Origin of the sequence: Enterobacter sichuanensis (assembly GCF_002939185.1) — a bacterium.
GTDB lineage: Bacteria > Pseudomonadota > Gammaproteobacteria > Enterobacterales > Enterobacteriaceae > Enterobacter > Enterobacter sichuanensis.
In genome coordinates, this window is sequence record NZ_POVL01000004.1 from 97547 (window position 1) to 116763 (window position 19217).

Here is a 19217-nt window from a genome sequence, read left to right on the forward strand (position 1 = left end):
TCTCCTACGCCCGTGCCGATTAATTACCCTGCATCAGGGCGATTATTTTTTATCTTTAACTTCTTCGAACTCAGCGTCGACAACGTCGTCGTCTTTCGCGTTGTTCGCTGAAGCGTCAGCACCTGCCTGCTGTTGCGCGTGCTGCTGCTGAGCGATTTCCATCAGCTTCTGAGAAGCCTGAGCCAGTTCCTGCATCTTCGCTTCGATGTCCGCTTTATCTTCACCTTTCAGTGAGGATTCCAGCGCACTCAGTGCAGCGTCGATAGCCGTTTTGTCTTCCGCTGGCAGTTTATCGCCTGCTTCTTCAACCTGCTTACGGGTGCTGTGCAGCAGATGGTCGCCCTGGTTACGGGTCTGAACCAGCTCTTCGAACTTACGGTCAGATTCCGCGTTAGCTTCCGCTTCACGAACCATTTTCTGGATCTCTTCCTCATTCAGACCGGAAGAGGCCTTGATGGTGATCTTCTGCTCTTTACCGCTGTTTTTGTCTTTCGCAGACACGTGCAGAATACCGTCAGCATCGATGTCGAAGGTGACTTCGATCTGAGGCATACCGCGCGGCGCCGGGTTGATACCGTCCAGGTTGAACTGACCCAGAGATTTGTTATCAGATGCGCGCTTACGTTCACCCTGCAGCACATGGATGGTTACCGCAGACTGGTTGTCTTCGGCGGTAGAGAATACCTGGCTGTGCTTGGTTGGGATAGTGGTGTTTTTGTTGATGAGCGCAGTCATCACACCGCCCATGGTTTCGATACCCAGAGACAGCGGGGTAACGTCCAGCAGCAGTACATCTTTCACTTCACCGGTCAGTACGCCACCCTGAACCGCAGCACCGATAGCAACCGCTTCGTCCGGGTTAACGTCTTTACGTGGCTCTTTACCAAAGAACTCCGCCACTTTCTTCTGAACCATTGGCATACGGGTCTGGCCGCCAACGAGGATAACGTCGTTGATGTCAGACACGGACAGGCCAGCGTCCTGCAGCGCTACTTTCAGCGGCTCGATAGAACGGTTCACCAGGTCTTCTACCAGGCTTTCCAGTTTCGCACGGGTCACTTTGATGTTCATGTGTTTAGGACCGGTCGCGTCTGCAGTGATGTACGGCAGGTTCACGTCGGTCTGCTGAGCGGAAGACAGTTCGATCTTCGCTTTCTCAGCGGCTTCTTTCAGGCGCTGCATAGCCAGCGGGTCATTACGCAGGTCAATGCCCTGATCTTTCTTAAACTCGTCAACGAGGTAGTTGATCAGACGGGTATCGAAGTCTTCACCACCCAGATGAGTATCACCGTTGGTTGCCAGAACTTCGAAGGTTTTTTCGCCGTCAACGTCGTCGATTTCGATAATAGAGATATCGAAGGTACCACCACCCAGGTCGTAAACCGCGATAGTACGGTTGCCGACTTCTTTATCCAGACCGTAAGCCAGTGCAGCCGCGGTAGGTTCGTTGATGATACGTTTGACTTCCAGACCTGCGATACGGCCAGCATCTTTGGTTGCCTGACGCTGAGCATCGTTGAAGTAAGCAGGTACGGTGATAACAGCTTCGGTTACCGGCTCACCCAGGTAATCTTCAGCCGTTTTCTTCATTTTTTTCAGCACTTCAGCAGAGATCTGCGGTGGTGCAGTTTTGGTGCCTTTCACATCAAGCCACGCATCGCCGTTGTCTGCCGCGATGATTTTGTAAGGCATGATAGAAACGTCACGCTGAACTTCTTCGTCCTGGAAGCGGCGGCCGATCAGGCGTTTAATCGCAAACAGGGTGTTTTGCGGGTTTGTCACTGCCTGACGTTTAGCCGGCTGACCAACCAGAGTTTCACCATCCTGGGTATAAGCAATGATAGAAGGCGTGGTGCGATCGCCCTCGGCGTTCTCCAGCACACGAGCAGTAGTGCCATCCATAATCGCTACACAAGAGTTGGTCGTACCCAGGTCGATACCAATAATTTTACCCATCTAAACGTCTCCACTAAAAATTCAGTCAACATGTGGTTGTGTACCTGTAATAAGGGCAGATCGTGCTTTTTCAACTGCCCAGATTTGATTTTTTTCAGGTCCACACACTGCGGTTGACTACAAGATGGGGTCGCTGCGACATCCATCAAGGGGGAATGATAAAAAAAATTTTAATTTCACCCTGATGAGATCATAGACGCCATCGATTGCGCCCATTATGATGCCGCGCCCCGTCAGGGAGAACTGACGCGGGTTTAACCATTTCACCATTTTAATGATGATTTTTTTGAGGACTTATGGGCAACACTAAGTTGGCTAATCCGGCTCCGCTGGGCCTGATGGGTTTTGGCATGACCACTATTCTGCTGAACCTGCACAATATCGGGATGTTCCCGATGGATGGCATCATCCTGGCGATGGGCATTTTTTACGGCGGTATCGCGCAAATCTTCGCGGGCCTGCTGGAATATAAGAAAGGTAACACCTTCGGCTTAACCGCCTTCACCTCTTACGGTTCATTCTGGCTGACCCTGGTAGCCATTCTGCTGCTGCCTAAAATGGGTATGGCAGAGGCGGCAAACGCCCACTTCCTGGGCGTCTACCTGGGACTGTGGGGCGTTTTCACCCTGTTCATGTTCTTCGGTACTCTGAAAGGCAACCGCATGCTGCAGTTCGTTTTCCTGAGCCTGACCGTGCTGTTCGCCCTGCTGGCGATTGGCCACCTGGTGGATAACGAAGGCATCGTTCACGTTGCCGGCTGGATTGGTCTGGTTTGCGGCGCAAGCGCTATCTACCTGGCAATGGGTGAAGTGCTGAACGAACAGTTTGATCGCACCGTTCTACCGATTGGTGAAAAACACTGATCCTTCTGTCGTGCCCGCCTCGCGGGCACGACATCCCCACGCCTGACGAAGCCACATCCCCAGTATCAGTCCCATCACCGAAAGTGCGAGCACATACCAGGCGGGCGCCATCGGTGACACGCCCATCAGCACGGTAACCGCAATCGGCGTCAGTCCGCCAAAAATGGCATACGACACGTTGTAAGAGAATGAGATCCCGGTGAAGCGAACCTCTGGCGGGAACGCACGCACCATCACATAGGGCACCGCGCCGACAACGCCCACACACAGCCCGACCACGCCGTACAGCAGGAACAGCTGTTCAGGATGACTGCCTGCAAGGTGGTAAAACGCCCAGCTGGAGGCAGCCAGTAACAGGCTACCGACGATAAAGGTGATGCTGGCACCGAAACGATCCGCCGCCAGCCCGGCGGCCAAACAGCCAAAACAGAGCATAATGGTTGCGATACTGTTCGCCTGTAACGTCACGGCTGGCGCGAAACCATACTGTTTCTGCAGCCAGACCGGCGACATTAATATCACCACCACAATCCCTGCTGAAAGCAGCCAGGTGAGCAGCATCGACACCACCACCGCTTTTTTATGGCGTACCACGACGGCTTTCACCGGCAGCTCCTGCGCCAGCGCCTTACGCTGCTGCATCTCGAGGAATATTGGCGTTTCCTGCAGCCAGCGACGCAGATACATCGCCACCAGACCAAACGCCCCGCCCAGCAGGAACGGCACACGCCAGCCCCAGTCGAGAACGGCCTGCTGCGTCATGCTGGTGTTTACAATGGTCGCGACCACCGACCCCAGCAAGATCCCGACGGTCAGACCCGCCGTTAAGGTTCCACAGGCGATACCTATCCGCCGCGCCGGAACATGCTCCGCCACAAACACCCAGGCTCCAGGAACCTCACCACCAATGGCTGCCCCCTGCAGCACGCGCATCAGTAACAGCAGCAATGGCGCGAGTATGCCCATCGAGGCATAGGTGGGCAACAGACCAATGGCCAGCGTGGGTACCGCCATCAGCAGAATGCTGAGGGTAAACATCTTCTTACGGCCAACCAGATCGCCAAAGTGAGCCATGATAATGCCGCCCAGCGGACGCGCCAGATACCCGGCGGCAAAAATGCCGAAGGTTTGTACCTGACGCAGCCACTCGGGGATATCCGCCGGGAAGAAGAGTTCTCCCACCACGGCGGCGAAGAAGACGAAGATGATAAAATCGTAAAACTCCAGCGCGCCGCCTAAGGCCGCAAGCGTAAGGGTTTTATAGTCCTGTCGATTCAGAGGTCGGGTGTTATGTGACATAGCGAACCCTTTAGCATAGTTGTGGATTTATTTTTACAGCAAACGTAAAGAAAAAATTACTATACCGTAAAACCTTTACCACGCCATCGCCGCTTCAGCTAATGTCACATAATCATTATTTTCAGGAGATTGTTTCGCGACGCGCGCTTTTAGGACGAAATGCTGCTACCACTTTCTCATCGGTTTCCACATAAGGACCGTCAAGCAGCTGTATACAATACGGTACACTGGCGAAAATGCCCTGCACGATGACGTTACCGTCGTCCGATTTCAGCCCTTCCAGCGTCTCTTTGATCGACTTCGGCTGGCCAGGCAGGTTCAGAATCAACGCCTGTTTGCGGATTACGCCCACCTGACGGGAGAGAATGGCCGTCGGGACAAAGTGTAGACTGATCTGCCGCATCTGTTCGCCAAAGCCCGGCATTTCACGATCGGCGATGGCCAGCGTCGCGTCCGGCGTCACATCGCGACGCGCAGGACCGGTTCCGCCGGTGGTCAGCACGAGGTGGCAGCTCATCTCATCCACCAGCTCACAAAGCGTCTGCTCAATGATTGGCTGTTCGTCAGGGATCAGGCGGGTCTGGATTTCAAACGGCGTGGTCAGCGCGTTGCCAAGCCACTCTTCAAGCGCAGGGATGCCTTTATCCTGATATACACCGCTGGAGGCGCGGTCAGAAATCGACACCAGGCCGATGCGTAAGGTATTCATATTCATTCCATTCAAAAGTACTGATTAAAGGGAATGATACACGCAGAGGGGAATTTCAGACAGAGTACGTAAGAAGTCGCGTGGCCGGGAACCCAGCCACGCGGAATGATTACAGCAGGTCGCCGATCATTTTTTCCAGTTTTTCCTGGTCGATAGCAAACTTACGGATACCGTCCGCCAGTTTGTCTACCGCCATTGGATCCTGGTTGTGCTGCCACAAGAACTCGGACTCAGTGATGCGCTCCGGACGTGCTTTCACTTCACCGGTGTAAGACAGTTTACGCTCCAGGGTACCTTCGCTTTCAGCCAGCTCTTTCAGCAGTGCAGGCGCGATGGTCAGGCGGTCACAGCCAGCCAGCTCAATGATTTCGCCGACGTTACGGAAGCTTGCGCCCATAACGACAGTCTCATAGCCGTGCTGCTTGTAGTATTCGTAGATTTCAGTCACGGAAATCACGCCTGGATCTTCAGACGCCGCGTACTCTTTCTTATCGGTGTTGGCTTTGTACCAGTCCAGAATACGGCCCACGAACGGAGAAATCAGGTACACACCGGCTTCGGCACACGCACGCGCCTGCGCGAAGGAGAAGAGCAGAGTCAGGTTACAGTTGATACCGTCTTTTTCCAGCTGCTCTGCCGCACGGATGCCCTGCCAGGTCGAAGCCAGTTTGATCAGGATACGGTCGTTGCTGATGCCCGCATCGTTGTACATTTTGATCAGGCGTTTTGCTTTCGCGATAGACGCTTCGGTGTCGTAGGACAGACGCGCATCCACTTCGGTAGAGATACGGCCAGGCACCAGCTTCAGAATTTCCAGACCGATGTTCACGGCCAGTTTGTCAGTGGCATCCACAACCTGCTGCGCGCGGTCGTTGCTCTGCGCTTTCGCCCAAGTCACAGCGTCGTCAATCAGTTTGCGATACTCAGGGATCTGTGCGGCGTTAAGGATCAGAGAAGGGTTAGTTGTGGCATCCTGCGGCTGGTACAGCTTCATTGCCGCGATATCTCCGGTGTCAGCTACGACAGTGGTGAACTGACGAAGGGAGGTCAATTTATCCGTCATGATAGTGTTTCTCTTTTAACGTGCCCTGGATAATTCACGCTACCGACAGCATGCCTGCAGCGGAAAAATGACAGGTTTACTTGTTAGGGGGATGTAACCGGTCTGCCCTGATGATAACACGACAGAGGGGTAGCGCAACCGCAGACAGTGCGCTTAGGCAGAGTATGATAAACTCGGAATATTAACAGCCTGCTAAGCAACAGCATGCTCAATCAGTGGTAGCGCTTACATATTCACTTTGGCATCAACAAGAGGGACGTTAATGCCTGATTTCTTTTTCTTTATTAACGAAGTCCTGTGGGGTTCGATAATGATTTACCTGCTTCTGGGAGCAGGTATTTGGTTTACGCTACGCAGCGGGTTTATCCAGTTTCGCTATATCCGCAAGTTTGGCAGAAGTCTGAAAAACAGCGTCACGCCCCAGCCGGGTGGATTAACCTCGTTCCAGGCACTCTGCACCAGCCTTGCGGCACGCCTCGGTAGCGGAAATCTGGCGGGGGTGGCGCTGGCCATCAGCGCCGGCGGGCCAGGCGCAGTGTTCTGGATGTGGGTGACGGCGCTGCTCGGTATGGCCACCGCTTTTGCCGAAAGCGCGCTCGCACAACTCTACAAAGAGAAAGATAAAAACGGTCAGTTCCGCGGCGGCCCTGCCTGGTACATGGCGCGTGGCTTAGGGATGCGCTGGATGGGCGTCCTGTTCTCGCTTTTTTTACTGCTCGCTTACGGTCTTATCTTTAACACCGTTCAGGCTAACTCGGTCGCCCATGCCCTGCGCTATGCCTTCGCGTGTCCGGAGTGGCTCGCTGGTAGCGTTTTAGCCCTCGTCGTTCTGCTCGCCCTTTCTGCCGGTCTTAAAGGTATCGCCCGCCTGATGCAATGGCTGGTTCCTCTCATCGCGCTGATCTGGATCGCCGCGAGCCTGCTCGTCGCGGCAATGCATCTCGATCAGGTGCCCGGCGTCATAATGACCATCGTCAAAAGCGCCTTTGGCTGGCGTGAGGTCGCATCCGGCGCGCTGGGCTACACCTTCAGTCAGGCGCTGATGGCGGGTTTTCAGCGCGGCATGTTTTCCAATGAAGCCGGTATGGGGTCAACACCCAATGCAGCCGCAGCCGCGGCTTCGTGGCCGCCGCACCCGGCCGCACAAGGCATTGTGCAGATGATCGGCGTCTTTACCGATACCATCATTATCTGTTCCGCCAGCGCCATGATTTTGCTGCTGGCAGGCCCTGTCTCACATTCGTCGGGAACGGCCGGAATACAGCTTCTCCAGCAGGCGCTCGTGAACCTCACCGGCGGCTGGGGAGCGGGGTTTGTCTCGCTCATCCTGCTGCTGTTTGCCTTCAGTTCGATCGTGGTAAATTACCTCTACGCCGAAAACAACCTTATTTTCCTGAAGTTTGACTCCCGCGCCGCCATCGGCACGCTTCGCCTGGGCGTCATACTGATGGTGGTAGCAGGCTCCCTGCTCAGCATGCCGCTGGTCTGGCAACTGGCTGATATCATCATGGCTCTGATGGCGATCACTAACCTCACGGCGATCCTGCTGCTCTCGCCCGTAGTGACCCTGATTGCGAAAGACTACCTTCGTCAGCGTAAACTGGGTGTGTCACCGGTCTTTGATCCCGCGCGTTATCCGGATATTAAAGCGCAACTTGCCCCCGGCACGTGGGATGATTTGCCGCGGCAATAACAGCTATCGATCAATTCAGGGCGATTTTTTGCTAAAGTCGCTCTAAATTTCCTGCAAGGACTGGATATGCTGATTCTGATTTCACCTGCAAAAACGCTCGACTACCAGAGCCCGCTCGCCACCGAGCGCTATACCCAGCCTGAATTGCTGGACTATTCCCAACAGCTGATTCACGAAGCGCGCAAGCTCTCCGCACCGCAAATCGCCTCGCTGATGAGCATCAGCGATAAGCTGGCAGATCTTAACGCAACCCGTTTTCACGAGTGGCACCCGGATTTCACCCCCGCTAACGCCCGCCAGGCCATTCTGGCATTTAAAGGCGATGTCTATACCGGCCTGCAGGCGGAAGATTTTAGCGAAGCTGATTTCGATTTTGCCCAGCAGCATCTGCGCATGCTGTCGGGTCTGTATGGCGTACTGCGTCCGCTGGATTTGATGCAGCCGTACCGTCTGGAGATGGGCATTCGCCTGGAAAATGCCAAAGGCAAAGACCTGTACCATTTCTGGGGCGATATCATCACCGACAAGCTAAATGCGGCGCTGCGCGCTCAGGGCGATAACGTGGTGATTAACCTGGCGTCGGATGAATACTACAAGTCGGTGAAACCGAAAAAACTGGATGCGGAAATCATCAAGCCGGTATTCCTCGACGAGAAGAACGGTAAGTTCAAAGTGATCAGCTTCTACGCCAAGAAAGCGCGCGGCCTGATGAGCCGTTACATCATCCAGAACCGCCTGACGAAGCCGGAGCAGTTAACCGCCTTCAACAGCGAAGGCTATTTCTTTGACGAGGCGTCGTCAGGGAAAGGTGAACTGGTGTTTAAGCGCCACGAGCAGTAAAACAGAACCCCGCCAGCTGGCGGGGTTTTGCATTAATGGTGTTTCCAGTCCGGGCCCGGACGATGATCGCCATGGCGACGATCGTCATGATGGTGGTCACGCTCGCGATGTTCATCGTGGGGACGCCAGTGGTTATCGCGCCAGTCATAATGCGCCTTCCACCAGTCATGATCGCGCCAGCGACCGCCATCCCAGTAGTGACCGTTATTATCCCGATCGCCAATCTGCAGTTTGACCGCCGGAACCAGAGTAATTTCGGATGCCTGTACCGCCATGGGAGCGACCAGCATCAGTGAAAGCGCAATCAGCGCAGGTTTCAGTTTTGACATCGGTGACTCCTTATTCTCTGTGCCCGATATGGGCCGATGTAAGGAGATTACGCGAGGGGAACGGGGGATGTTATTCTCTGCAATCCTAAACGCTAAGTGACCGCATTTATTGGGAATTTCTGCTTTTTCCCTGCTATTTTTCTCCTTAATTTCTTCACAAAAAAAGCCGGGTGGCGGCTTCGCCTTACCCGGCCTACGTTATGAGCTGTTGTAGGTCGGGTAAGGCGTAACCGCCACCCGACAAAAATCACGCTCGAGCCATCATCAGCTTACGCAACGCGGCAAAATCCGCCGGCAGCTCATGGGACAGCAGCGGCAGGTCAGCACGCTCGGCCAGCTCTTTCGGCAGCGGCAGCGTTTCGCCGAGGATCGCTTCCACGCTCTCTTTGAACTTAGCCGGATGCGCGGTGCCCAGGAACAGGCCATATTCACCCGGATTCAGCTGGTCGCGCAGCGCACGGTAAGCAATCGCCGCGTGCGGTTCAGAAGTGTATCCAACCGCTTTTAACTCACGCATGGTGGATTTAGTGGTGTCATCCGTCACCGCCGCGTAGCCCAGGTCACCCAGACGCCAGATCTTACGGCGGAACAGCTCTTCCACGCGCGGCCAGTTGTTCGGCTGGGAAACATCCATCGCGTTGGAGAGCGTCGCCTGCGTCGCGTTTGGTGCCCATTTACCGTCTTTCAGGAAGCGCGGCACGGTATCGTTGGCATTGGTGGCGGCGATAAAGCGTTTCACCGGCAGCCCCAGGGATTTCGCCAGCAGACCTGCCGTCAAATCGCCGAAGTTACCGCTTGGCACAGAGATCACCAGCTGGTTGCGGGCTTCCTGCGGCAGTTGCGCCACCGCTTCGAAGTAGTAGCAGATCTGCGCCAGCAGACGGCTGATGTTGATGGAGTTGGCGGAGTTCAGACCCAGCGCCACCTTCAGCTCTTCGTCGTCGAAGGCCTGCTTGACCAGCGCCTGGCAGGCATCGAAGTCACCGTCGATCGCCACGGTTTTAATGTTGCCGCCGAGGGTACAGAACAGTTTTTCCTGCAGCGGACTGATTTTGCCTTTCGGATAGAGGATCACCACGCGGACGTTTTTCAGGCCGTAGAAGGCATGGGCGACCGCCGCGCCGGTATCACCGGAAGTTGCCGTCAGGATGGTTACCGGTTTGTCGCCGCTGATGTGGGTCAGCATCTGCGCCATGAAGCGGCCGCCGAAGTCTTTAAACGCCAGGGTTGGGCCGTGGAACAGCTCCAGACAACCCACGTCAGGCTCAACCTGCTGAACCGGTGCCGGGAACGCGAACGCCGTACGCACGCGTTCTTCCAGCAGTTCCTGCGGAATTTCGTCGCCGATAAACGCCGACAGAATTTTGGTGCTGCGGGTGACAAAGTCCAGCTTCAGCAGTTCATCAATCTCGGTCAGCTGAAATTCCGGCAGGTCATGTGGGAAGAACAGCCCCTGATTTTTGCCCAGTCCCTGCGTTACAGCCTGCGCGAAGCTGACCTGCTCGTTATGATCTTTAAGATTGTAGAGTTTCATTAATTATCCCAGTACTCGTGCGCCAGCCGTGTCCAGACGGCAAATATGAACAAAGCCTTCCTGATTTTGCAGGTAGTGTTTAGAGAGCCAGTCCGCCACGCGCTGCGCAGTGTCTGGCTTATCGCATAAGGCAAACAGCGTCGGGCCGGAGCCGGAAATGCCGCATGCCTGCGCGCCAATATCCATTGATGCCTGTCGCGCCTCGTTAAAGCCAGGCAGCAGCCTGGTGCGATACGGCTCGGCAATAACGTCTTTCATCAGTTTTGCCGCCAGCTGTGGCTGACGGGTGTAGCAAGCGTGGATAAAGCCCGCCAGATGACGTCCGTGGGCGATACAATCCTGACGTCGATACTGCGCGGGCAGGATCGCACGCGCTTCGGCCGTAGACACTTTGATGCCCGGATAGGCCAGCACCCACAGCCACTCATCAAACCCTGGCACCTGCTGGCTAATGATGCCATTTTCTTCGATCATCAGCTGCATGCCGCCGAGGAAGCACGGTGCAACGTTGTCGTAGTGAATGCTGCCGGAGATACGGCCTTCCAGCTCGCCCATTAGCCCCAGCAGACGGCTATTGTTGAGGGGCTTACCGCAGTGCTCGTTCATCGCCACCAGGGCAGCCACCACGGAACAGGCGCTGGAGCCCAGCCCGGAGCCAATCGGCATACTTTTTTCCAGCGTCATGGCGACCGGCACGTTTTTACCGATCTCCTGACAGAAGCGCTCCCAGCACTGATAGACGATATTCTCGCGTGGCTCCGACGGCAGCTTGCTGGCAAAACGCCCTACGTTATTCAGGCTGAAGCTTTCTGCCGCTTCAACCGTCACCGTGTCGCCCAACAGCGAACCGTCTACCGGCGTAACCGCCGCACCCAGCACATCAAATCCGACGCTCATATTGGCGCTGGAAGCCGGGGCATAAACTTTGACCATGTTAAACTCCTAACTTCCATGACAGGGTACGCAGCAGATCGGCAAACACACCCGCCGCTGTAACATCGTTCCCTGCGCCATAGCCGCGAAGCACCAGCGGCAATGGCTGATAATAGTGGCTGTAAAACGCGAGGGCGTTTTCGCCGTTTTTGACTTTGTACAGCGGATCGTTGCCGTCAACTTCGGCAATCTTTACCCGGCACACGCCATCTTCTTCAATGTTGCCAACATAGCGCAATACCTTACCTTCATCACGGGCTTTCTCAACGCGGGCGGCAAAAACGTCGTCAAGCTGCGACAGCCTGGCCATAAAGGCGCCGACATCACCGCTGCTGTCAAATTCTGCCGGCAGTACCGGTTCAATCACGATATCAGAAAGCTCAAGCTCGCGGCCCGTTTCACGCGCAAGGATCAGCAGCTTGCGCGCCACGTCCATACCGGAAAGATCGTCGCGCGGATCCGGCTCGGTGTAGCCCAGCTCACGCGCGGCGCGGGTCGCTTCCGACAGGCTCATGCCTTCGTCCAGTTTGCCGAAGATAAACGACAGCGAGCCGGATAGAATACCGGAGAATCGCTGCAGCTCGTCACCCGCGTTCAGCAGGTTCTGCAGGTTCTCAATCACCGGCAGGCCTGCCCCGACGTTGGTGTCGTAGAGGAACTTGCGGCGCGACTTGCTCGCCGCCAGACGCAGCTGGTGGTAGTAATCCATCGACGAGGTGTTGGCCTTTTTGTTCGGCGTGACCACGTGGAAACCTTCACGCAGGAAGTCCGCGTACTGGTCGGCAACGGCCTGGTTTGACGTACAGTCAACAATCACCGGGTTAAGCAGGTGATACTCTTTTACCAGACGGATCAAGCGGCCCAAATTAAACGGCTCTTTTGCCTCCTTCATCTCGGCCTGCCAGTTTTCCAGATTCAGACCGTGAACGTTGGTCAGCAGCGCTTTTGAGTTGGCAATCCCGCAGACGCGCAGATCGATATGCTTCTTCTTCAGCCACGCCTGCTGACGCTTCACCTGCTCCAGCAGTGCACCGCCCACGCCTCCGACGCCGATCAGGAACAGCTCGATGACCTGATCGGTGTTGAACAGCATCTGATGAACCACGCGAACGCCGGTGGTGGCATCGTCGTTATCCACCACCACGGAAATAGAGCGCTCTGACGAGCCTTGGGCAATTGCCACGATATTGATATTAGCCCGCGCCAGCGCGGCAAAGAATTTGGCAGAGATACCGCGCAGGGTGCGCATGCCGTCGCCCACCACGGAGATGATCGCCAGCCGCTCCTGAATCGCGAGCGGCTCCAGCAGCTCTTCTTTCAGCTCCAGATAGAACTCTTCCTCCAGCGCGCGGCGGGCGCGCAGGCAGTCGCCCTGCGGCACGCAGAAGCTGATGCTGTATTCGGAAGAGGACTGGGTGATCAGCACCACAGAGATACCGTTGCGGGACATGGCCGCAAACACGCGGGCGGCCATGCCGACCATCCCTTTCATCCCCGGACCGGAGACGCTGAACATCGCCATGTTGTTCAGGTTGGAGATACCTTTCACCGGCAGACCGTCTTCATCGGTGCTGGCGCCAATCAGCGTACCCGGCGCTTGCGGGTTACCGGTGTTTTTTATCAGGCAAGGGATCTGGAACTGGGCAATCGGGGAGATGGTACGCGGGTGAAGGACTTTAGCGCCGAAGTAGGAGAGCTCCATCGCCTCCTGGTACGACATCGACTTCAGCAACCTGGCGTCCGGTACCTGGCGCGGGTCGCAGGTGTACACACCGTCAACGTCAGTCCAGATTTCACAACAGTCCGCGCGTAAACAGGCGGCCAGTACGGCGGCGGAGTAGTCGGAGCCGTTACGGCCCAGCACCACCAGCTCGCCCTTCTCGTTCCCGGCGGTGAAACCAGCCATCAGGATCATATGGTCAGACGGAATTTTGCTGGCGGCGATACGGCGGGTTGATTCGGCAATATCAACGGTGGATTCGAGGTAGTGGCCCACCGCCAGCAGTTTTTCAACCGGATCGATCACGGTCACGTTGTGGCCTCGCGCTTCCAGCAGGCCGGCCATGATGGCAATCGACAGTTTTTCACCGCGGCAGATCAGCGCCGCGTTGATGCTGTCCGGGCACTGACCCAGCAGGCTAATACCGTGCAGCACGTGCTTAATTTGCGCGAATTCCTGCTCCACAAAAGACTTAAGCTGTGCCAGCGGGAAGCCCGGTTGTGCCTCAGCCAGCCCCTGCAGCAGCTCAGCGAAGATCCGCTCGGCGTCGCTGATGTTCGGGAGTGCATCCTGGCCACCGATGGTCTTTTCAATCATTGCCACCAGATGGTTCGTGATTTTTGCCGGGGCAGAGAGCACGGTCGCAACCTGCCCCTGCCTGGCGTTGCTCTCCAGGATATCGGCAACACGCAGAAAACGTTCTGCATTTGCCACTGATGTACCGCCGAACTTCAACACTCGCATGGTTCTACCTCGTTTCCTTTAGCCGAAAAAAAAGCCCGCACTGTTCAGGTGCGGGCTTTTTTCTGTTTTTCCTGTACGCGTCAGCCCGCATCGTTACCTGTGGTAATGATGATGGTTGTGGTAATGGTGGTGATGCTGATGCGTTTCATGGATGTTGTGTACTCTGTCATTATTATCTGTCTGTGCTGTATTCTTTTAGGGTTAAAGGATCGGGACCCTTAAGTCAATGGATTTTTAATTTGATCACATTTCAGAAGACTCTCACGTCCCGCTGCAGGCAGATTTATTTTCATCCGATTCCCCCAGATGCAACCCTTTGCAACAGACTTATCCGCCATAGTAAAAACTTATGGCAGCATTTTACTCGGCCAATTTTTTTTCAATATCGTGCAGCAAACGATGCAACATTGCGGTGTCCCGCTGCTCAAGACGCCCAAGACGTTGCTGCAGCCAGTCTGCCATTTTTCGATCGTCCGCCACCCCTAACCGGGATAACAGATGCTCAACGCGTGTGCGCAGCGCAGCCAGCTGGTTTTCATTTGCCCCTTCCGCCTGAGGCTGGGGAATTTGTATTAGGGAGGCTAATTGATAGCAGTAGACCATGACCGCCTGCCCTAAATTCAGGGAGGGGTAATCGGCCACCATGGGTGCCCCCGTTAGCACGTCAGCGAGTTCCAGCTCTTCGTTTGTTAATCCGGCATCCTCACGACCAAATACCAGCGCCGCTCTCTCCAGCCACTGGCTTTTCTCACTCAGCATCGGCACCAGCTCCGCGGGCGTAGCGTAATAGTGGAACTTCGCCCGGCTGCGCGCCGTGGTGGCAACGGTAAAGGAGATGTCGTGCAACGCCGCGGCAAGCGTGTCGTAAGTGGTTATATTATCGAGAATATCGCCTGAACCATGTGCCACCCAACGTGCCGCAGGCTCCAGATGGGCGGTGCTGTCCACAATACGTAAATCGGTAAAACCCATGGTCTTCATGGCGCGCGCGGCAGCACCAATATTTTCTGCTCTGGCTGGGGCGACCAGTACAATCGACAGATGCATTTATGCTCTCTTTTTAATCGGTTAGCGGGTAGAAATGTGATGCGCTTCAACATATTACGCAGCGCGAATTTACAAAATTGCAACACAAATCACCGAAATAGCGTTTCATAACAAATTAAAAACGCTAAACTATTCCTTGTCTGAACAATCAGTTAGAATGTTAACAGAACACTATTATCCCTATGTTTTATAATGATAATAGCGGTATGAATACCCTATTCTCATTGGATTCGCTTCGTTTATAAATCAATGACCGCAACTAGTTGGTTTATTGAAAAATTGTGACAAAGGCTAGCATTCCGCTACGATGATTTCATCAAACTGTTAACGTGCTACAATTGAACTTGATATATGTCAACGAAGCGTAGTTTTATTGGGTGTCTGGTGTCACTTAGCCTGTTATGTTGCTGTTAAAATGGTTAGGATGACAGCCGTTTTTGACACTGTCGGGTCCAAAGGGAAAGTACCCAAGACCAAGCTAATGATGTTGTTGACGTTGATGGAAAGTGCATCAAGAACGCAATTACGTACTTTAGTCACGTTAAGCCGATCATGTTAATTTGCGACATGCATCAGGCAGGTCAGGGACTTTTGTACTTCCTGTTTCGATTTAGTTGGCAATTTAGGTAGCAAACATGCAGACCCCGCACATTCTTATCGTTGAAGACGAGTTGGTAACACGCAACACGTTGAAGAGCATTTTCGAAGCAGAAGGCTACGATGTCTTTGAAGCGACCGATGGCGCAGAGATGCATCAGATCCTTTCTGAAAATGATATCAACCTGGTGATCATGGACATTAACCTGCCGGGCAAAAACGGTCTTCTTCTGGCGCGCGAACTGCGTGAGCAGGCGAACGTCGCGTTGATGTTCCTGACGGGCCGTGACAACGAAGTTGATAAAATTCTTGGCCTGGAAATCGGTGCGGATGACTACATCACCAAACCGTTTAATCCTCGCGAGTTAACCATTCGTGCACGCAACCTGCTGTCCCGCACCATGAATCTGGGTACGGTCAGCGAAGAGCGTCGTAGCGTTGATAGCTACAAATTCAACGGCTGGGAACTTGATATCAATAGCCGTTCGCTGATTAGCCCGAACGGTGAGCAGTATAAACTGCCGCGCAGTGAATTCCGCGCGATGCTGCACTTCTGCGAAAACCCGGGCAAAATTCAGTCCCGTGCAGAACTGCTGAAGAAAATGACCGGCCGTGAGCTGAAACCGCACGACCGTACCGTAGACGTGACCATCCGTCGTATTCGTAAACATTTCGAATCTACGCCTGATACGCCGGAAATCATCGCCACGATCCACGGCGAAGGGTATCGTTTCTGTGGTGACCTGCAGGAGTAATCCCGCAGTTAACGCATGAAAAAACGGCGCATTAGCGCCGTTTTTTTTATTCCCGCCACGGCATAATCGGTACCGCGCTGATGGCGTTTTTCGGTGATCCCTCCACCACTTTGTCAGAATAGGCCAGGTAAGCCAGCGTATTGCGTTTCGCATCGTAGAAGCGCACAACCTGCAGCTTTTTAAACACCAGCGAGGTCCGTTTCTGGAACACCACGTCGCCCTGCGCTTTGCCGTTTTTAATTTTATCGCTCAGTTCAACCGGACCTACCTGCTGACAGGAGATCGCCGCGTCGGAGGTATCTTCCGCCAGCCCCAGACCGCCCTTAATCCCGCCCGTTTTCGCACGGCTGACATAGCAGGTGACGTTTTTCACGTCCGGATCGTCAAACGCCTCCACCACAATTTTGTGGTCCGGGCCAAACATTTTAAACACGGTATCGACGGAGCCAATCTGTTCAGCCTGCGCGGCGCGCCCGACCATCAGCATCAATGCGGTGAAGATCAAAGTCTTGTATTTCATATTGTTACCATTCTTAAAAATTACGCTGAGCGATTATTCAACACTTTAGACAAAAATGTAGCAAGATCACAGGATTAGAATATATTTGCCCATAATGTGCGCCAAAAAGCATGAATGCGCAAAAAAAACACTGAATGCTAAAACATCAAAAAATGCTATTATCCGCTAACCTGTTATCAGGCACCTGCTGTTTTAAGGATGAGGATAGTATATGGATCAGGCTGGAATTATTCGCGACCTGCTCACCTGGCTGGAAGGTCACCTCGACCAGCCTTTGTCACTGGACAATGTGGCGGCTAAAGCAGGCTATTCCAAGTGGCATCTGCAAAGGATGTTCAAGGATGTCACCGGTCATGCTATCGGGGCCTATATACGCGCACGTCGTCTGTCAAAATCTGCTGTGGCATTGCGCCTGACCGCGCGCCCGATCCTGGATATTGCTCTGCAGTATCGTTTCGATTCGCAGCAGACCTTCACCCGCGCCTTTAAAAAACAGTTCTCGTTGACGCCAGCGCTTTATCGTCGCTCGCCTGACTGGAGCTCGTTTGGTATGCGTCCGCCGCTGCGTCTGGGCGAGTTCGCGATGCCGAAATATGAAATCGTCACGCTGCCTGAAACCCATCTGATCGGGACAACGCAGAGTTACTCGTGCTCCCTTGAGCAGATTTCTGAGTTCCGTCATCAGATGCGCGTCCAGTTCTGGCGCGACTTCCTGAGCCACGCGCCGGCGATCCCGCCGATTCTGTATGGCCTCAACGAAACGCACCCAAGCCAGGAAAAGGATGACGAGCAGGAGGTGTTCTACACCACCGCGCTGACGCCAGACATGGCCAATGGCTACATTCAGGGTTCAAAGCCTGTGGTGCTGGAAGGTGGCGAGTACGTGATGTTCGCCTATGAAGGACTGGGAACGGGTGTTCAGGAGTTCATCCTGACCGTTTACGGGACCTGCATGCCAATGCTGAATCTGAATCGCCGTAAAGGTCAGGACATTGAGCGCTACTACCCGGCGCAGGACGCTAAACCGGAAGAAGGCCCAATCAATCTGCGTATGGAATTCCTGATTCCGATACGTCGTTAACGCTGCAGTTCATCGAGCGCAGGGGCATCAAGATGTGAAATGTCCCCTGCCATCTCCACCACCCAACCCGACGCCAGCCATGCGCTTTCCTGATAATCAATTCGGGAAATGGAGCAGTTTCGCAGACGCAAACGGCGCTCAGCATAAGCGGGTAATCCGAGGATCGTGCTCACCAGGCAACCCAACGCAATCCCGTGACTCACCAGCAGCGGACGGCTTCCCGCCGGCAGCTTCAGGCATTCCGCCAGTGCGGCATGCATACGTACGCTGAGCTCCTGCATGGATTCACCTTCAGGGATACGGCCATCTTCGGTACCGTTCACCAGTGTGCGACGCCAGCCCTCTTCCGTTTCGGTCAGCGTATCGATATGACGCTTTTCCAGCACGCCCATATCCAGCTCGCGCAGACGCGGCTCAAGCATAACATCACAGCCGCAGGCGTCCGCGATGATGCGCGCCGTCTGCTGTGTGCGACCTAAGTCGCTGGTGATGACGTGGGTAATGCCCAGCGTTCTGGCACGCTCTGCCACCTGCCACGCTTGCTGCACACCCTTCTCAGTGAGAGGACTGTCTGACTGGCCTTGAATACGTCGCTCGGCGTTCCACTGCGTTTCACCGTGGCGAACAAGGTATACCTGTAACATGCTTTTTTTCCGTTATACTGCGATGAGTTTTTTTGAATCGAGCTTAATTATGCACCATGTTGTCTCTGCTACCACTAATCCTGCCAAAATTCAGGCAATTCTAAGGGCATTTGAAGAGATCTTCGGCGCAGGATCCTGCCATATTGAAGCCATCGGCGTCGAGAGTGGCGTTCCTGAACAGCCGTTTGGCAGCGAGGAAACGCGCGCTGGCGCACGAAATCGCGTGGCAAATGCCAGAGCGGCAGCACCGGACGCTGACTTTTGGGTCGCCATTGAAGCCGGTATCGATGAAGGCGCAACGTTTAGTTGGGTGGTGATTGAAAGCCGTGAACAGCGCGGTGAAGCGCGTTCGGCCACCCTGCCGCTGCCGACGATCATTCTGGAAAAAGTGCGTGCGGGTGAAGCGCTCGGGCCGGTGATGTCGCAGTACACCGGCATTGACGAAATTGGCCGTAAAGAAGGGGCGATTGGCGTCTTTACCGCCGGCGCGCTGACGCGTTCAGGCGTTTACCACCAGGCGGTGATCCTGGCGTTAAGCCCGTTCCATAACGCGATTTATCGTTAAGCATTTTTCAACAACACCGCTTCCAGCCACTGGCGCAGCTCTACCGGGGCCGACTTCAGGCTGTTCGAGCCGCGGGTAATCGTTGCGATGCCCGCGCCCAGTTCATTTTTGAGCTCGCGCTGGCTCATCTCACCGCGCAACAACTCTTCAATGATCCGCACGCGCGTGCCCAGCGCCTCGCGCTCGTCCGGCGTGAGCATCAGCTGCATCAGGGGTAGATGCAGATCCTGATCGTATGACTGGCGAAGCAACTCCACAAAACGAAGCCACTCCTGGTGACGTTGTTCGGCCATTGCCGAGGAATACGGGGAATGCGGGGTCATGT

The 19217-nt window shown here is 54.7% G+C and carries 20 protein-coding genes and 1 other annotated feature; of the genes, 6 read left to right on the forward strand and 14 right to left on the reverse strand.

All coding sequences use genetic code 11. The features are described 5' to 3' along the window. Positions 1-42 precede the first annotated feature (42 nt). Positions 43-1956, reverse strand: coding sequence for a molecular chaperone DnaK (dnaK, locus tag C5687_RS03405; RefSeq protein WP_045284820.1), 1914 nt, complete (start codon positions 1954-1956; stop codon positions 43-45). 296 nt (positions 1957-2252) lie between these two features. Here dnaK and satP point away from each other — a divergent pair, with 296 nt between their 5' ends. Continuing rightward, a complete protein-coding gene (gene satP, locus C5687_RS03410) occupies positions 2253-2819 on the forward strand; it encodes an acetate uptake transporter (RefSeq protein ID WP_025758037.1) in 567 nt (188 codons plus the stop codon). On the opposite strand, the gene C5687_RS03415 is transcribed toward satP, so the two are convergent. The 3 genes from C5687_RS03415 to tal all read right to left on the reverse strand — a co-directional run bounded on the left by C5687_RS03415 (position 2796) and on the right by tal (position 5890). Beyond that, complete coding sequence (locus tag C5687_RS03415) at positions 2796-4118, reverse strand: MFS transporter (protein ID WP_104556410.1); 1323 nt, start codon at positions 4116-4118, stop codon at positions 2796-2798. The two genes, satP and C5687_RS03415, sit on opposite strands and share 24 nt — an antisense overlap. Positions 4119-4239: 121 nt before the next feature. After that, positions 4240-4827, reverse strand: coding sequence for a molybdopterin adenylyltransferase (mog, locus tag C5687_RS03420; RefSeq protein ID WP_025758039.1), 588 nt, complete (start codon positions 4825-4827; stop codon positions 4240-4242). A 109-nt stretch (positions 4828-4936) separates the two neighbouring features. Then, positions 4937-5890: a transaldolase gene (gene tal / locus C5687_RS03425; RefSeq protein WP_025758040.1), complete on the reverse strand. Its 954-nt coding sequence runs from the start codon at positions 5888-5890 to the stop codon at positions 4937-4939. Between the two features lie 262 nt (positions 5891-6152). Here tal and C5687_RS03430 point away from each other — a divergent pair, with 262 nt between their 5' ends. Together C5687_RS03430 and yaaA are read left to right on the forward strand one after the other, a co-directional pair. Next, positions 6153-7583, forward strand: coding sequence for an alanine/glycine:cation symporter family protein (locus C5687_RS03430; RefSeq protein ID WP_104556411.1), 1431 nt, complete (start codon positions 6153-6155; stop codon positions 7581-7583). Between the two features lie 66 nt (positions 7584-7649). Then, positions 7650-8423 carry a peroxide stress protein YaaA gene (yaaA, locus tag C5687_RS03435; protein ID WP_025758042.1) on the forward strand — a complete coding sequence of 258 codons (774 nt, stop codon included), beginning with the start codon at positions 7650-7652 and terminating at the stop codon, positions 8421-8423. A 32-nt stretch (positions 8424-8455) separates the two neighbouring features. On the opposite strand, the gene C5687_RS03440 is transcribed toward yaaA, so the two are convergent. From C5687_RS03440 to yjjY, 7 genes are all read right to left on the reverse strand, one after another. Then, positions 8456-8752, reverse strand: coding sequence for a DUF2502 domain-containing protein (locus tag C5687_RS03440; RefSeq protein ID WP_059385884.1), 297 nt, complete (start codon positions 8750-8752; stop codon positions 8456-8458). A 247-nt stretch (positions 8753-8999) separates the two neighbouring features. Beyond that, positions 9000-10286: a threonine synthase gene (gene thrC, locus C5687_RS03445; protein WP_104556412.1), complete on the reverse strand. Its 1287-nt coding sequence runs from the start codon at positions 10284-10286 to the stop codon at positions 9000-9002. 3 nt (positions 10287-10289) lie between these two features. Next, a complete protein-coding gene (gene thrB, locus C5687_RS03450) occupies positions 10290-11219 on the reverse strand; it encodes a homoserine kinase (protein ID WP_045284828.1) in 930 nt (309 codons plus the stop codon). Position 11220: 1 nt separating this feature from the next. Then, positions 11221-13683, reverse strand: coding sequence for a bifunctional aspartate kinase/homoserine dehydrogenase I (gene thrA / locus C5687_RS03455; protein ID WP_104556413.1), 2463 nt, complete (start codon positions 13681-13683; stop codon positions 11221-11223). A gap of 24 nt (positions 13684-13707) precedes the next feature. Further along, positions 13708-13825, reverse strand: a sequence feature (Thr leader region). Then, positions 13764-13832, reverse strand: a complete 69-nt coding sequence (gene thrL / locus C5687_RS03460) for a thr operon leader peptide (protein WP_015572623.1) — start codon at positions 13830-13832, stop codon at positions 13764-13766. (Overlaps the previous feature by 62 nt.) A 211-nt stretch (positions 13833-14043) precedes the next feature. Next, positions 14044-14730, reverse strand: coding sequence for a tRNA/rRNA methyltransferase (locus C5687_RS03465; protein ID WP_104556414.1), 687 nt, complete (start codon positions 14728-14730; stop codon positions 14044-14046). A gap of 399 nt (positions 14731-15129) precedes the next feature. Beyond that, the gene (yjjY, locus tag C5687_RS03470; protein ID WP_085928893.1) at positions 15130-15270 is read right to left on the reverse strand and encodes a YjjY family protein; all 141 of its coding nucleotides are present in this window, start codon (positions 15268-15270) and stop codon (positions 15130-15132) included. A 95-nt stretch (positions 15271-15365) separates the two neighbouring features. Between yjjY and arcA the strand changes: the two genes are divergently transcribed. Next, positions 15366-16082, forward strand: a complete 717-nt coding sequence (arcA, locus tag C5687_RS03475; RefSeq protein ID WP_003856501.1) for a two-component system response regulator ArcA — start codon at positions 15366-15368, stop codon at positions 16080-16082. Positions 16083-16128: 46 nt separating this feature from the next. Here arcA and creA read toward each other — a convergent pair whose 3' ends face one another. Next, on the reverse strand, positions 16129-16602 hold the full coding sequence (creA, locus tag C5687_RS03480; protein ID WP_045284830.1) for a protein CreA: 474 nt from the start codon (positions 16600-16602) through the stop codon (positions 16129-16131). A gap of 211 nt (positions 16603-16813) precedes the next feature. Here creA and robA point away from each other — a divergent pair, with 211 nt between their 5' ends. Beyond that, complete coding sequence (gene robA / locus C5687_RS03485; protein WP_025758049.1) at positions 16814-17683, forward strand: MDR efflux pump AcrAB transcriptional activator RobA; 870 nt, start codon at positions 16814-16816, stop codon at positions 17681-17683. Here the strand turns inward: robA and gpmB are convergent. Beyond that, entirely contained in the window at positions 17680-18327 is a 648-nt protein-coding gene (gene gpmB / locus C5687_RS03490) for a 2,3-diphosphoglycerate-dependent phosphoglycerate mutase GpmB (protein WP_008502057.1), read from the reverse strand. The genes robA and gpmB overlap by 4 nt on opposite strands. Before the next feature lie 49 nt (positions 18328-18376). Between gpmB and yjjX the strand changes: the two genes are divergently transcribed. After that, entirely contained in the window at positions 18377-18892 is a 516-nt protein-coding gene (yjjX, locus tag C5687_RS03495) for an inosine/xanthosine triphosphatase (protein WP_094918008.1), read from the forward strand. Here yjjX and trpR read toward each other — a convergent pair. Then, complete coding sequence (gene trpR / locus C5687_RS03500; RefSeq protein WP_025758051.1) at positions 18889-19215, reverse strand: trp operon repressor; 327 nt, start codon at positions 19213-19215, stop codon at positions 18889-18891. The genes yjjX and trpR overlap by 4 nt on opposite strands. Positions 19216-19217 lie beyond the last annotated feature (2 nt).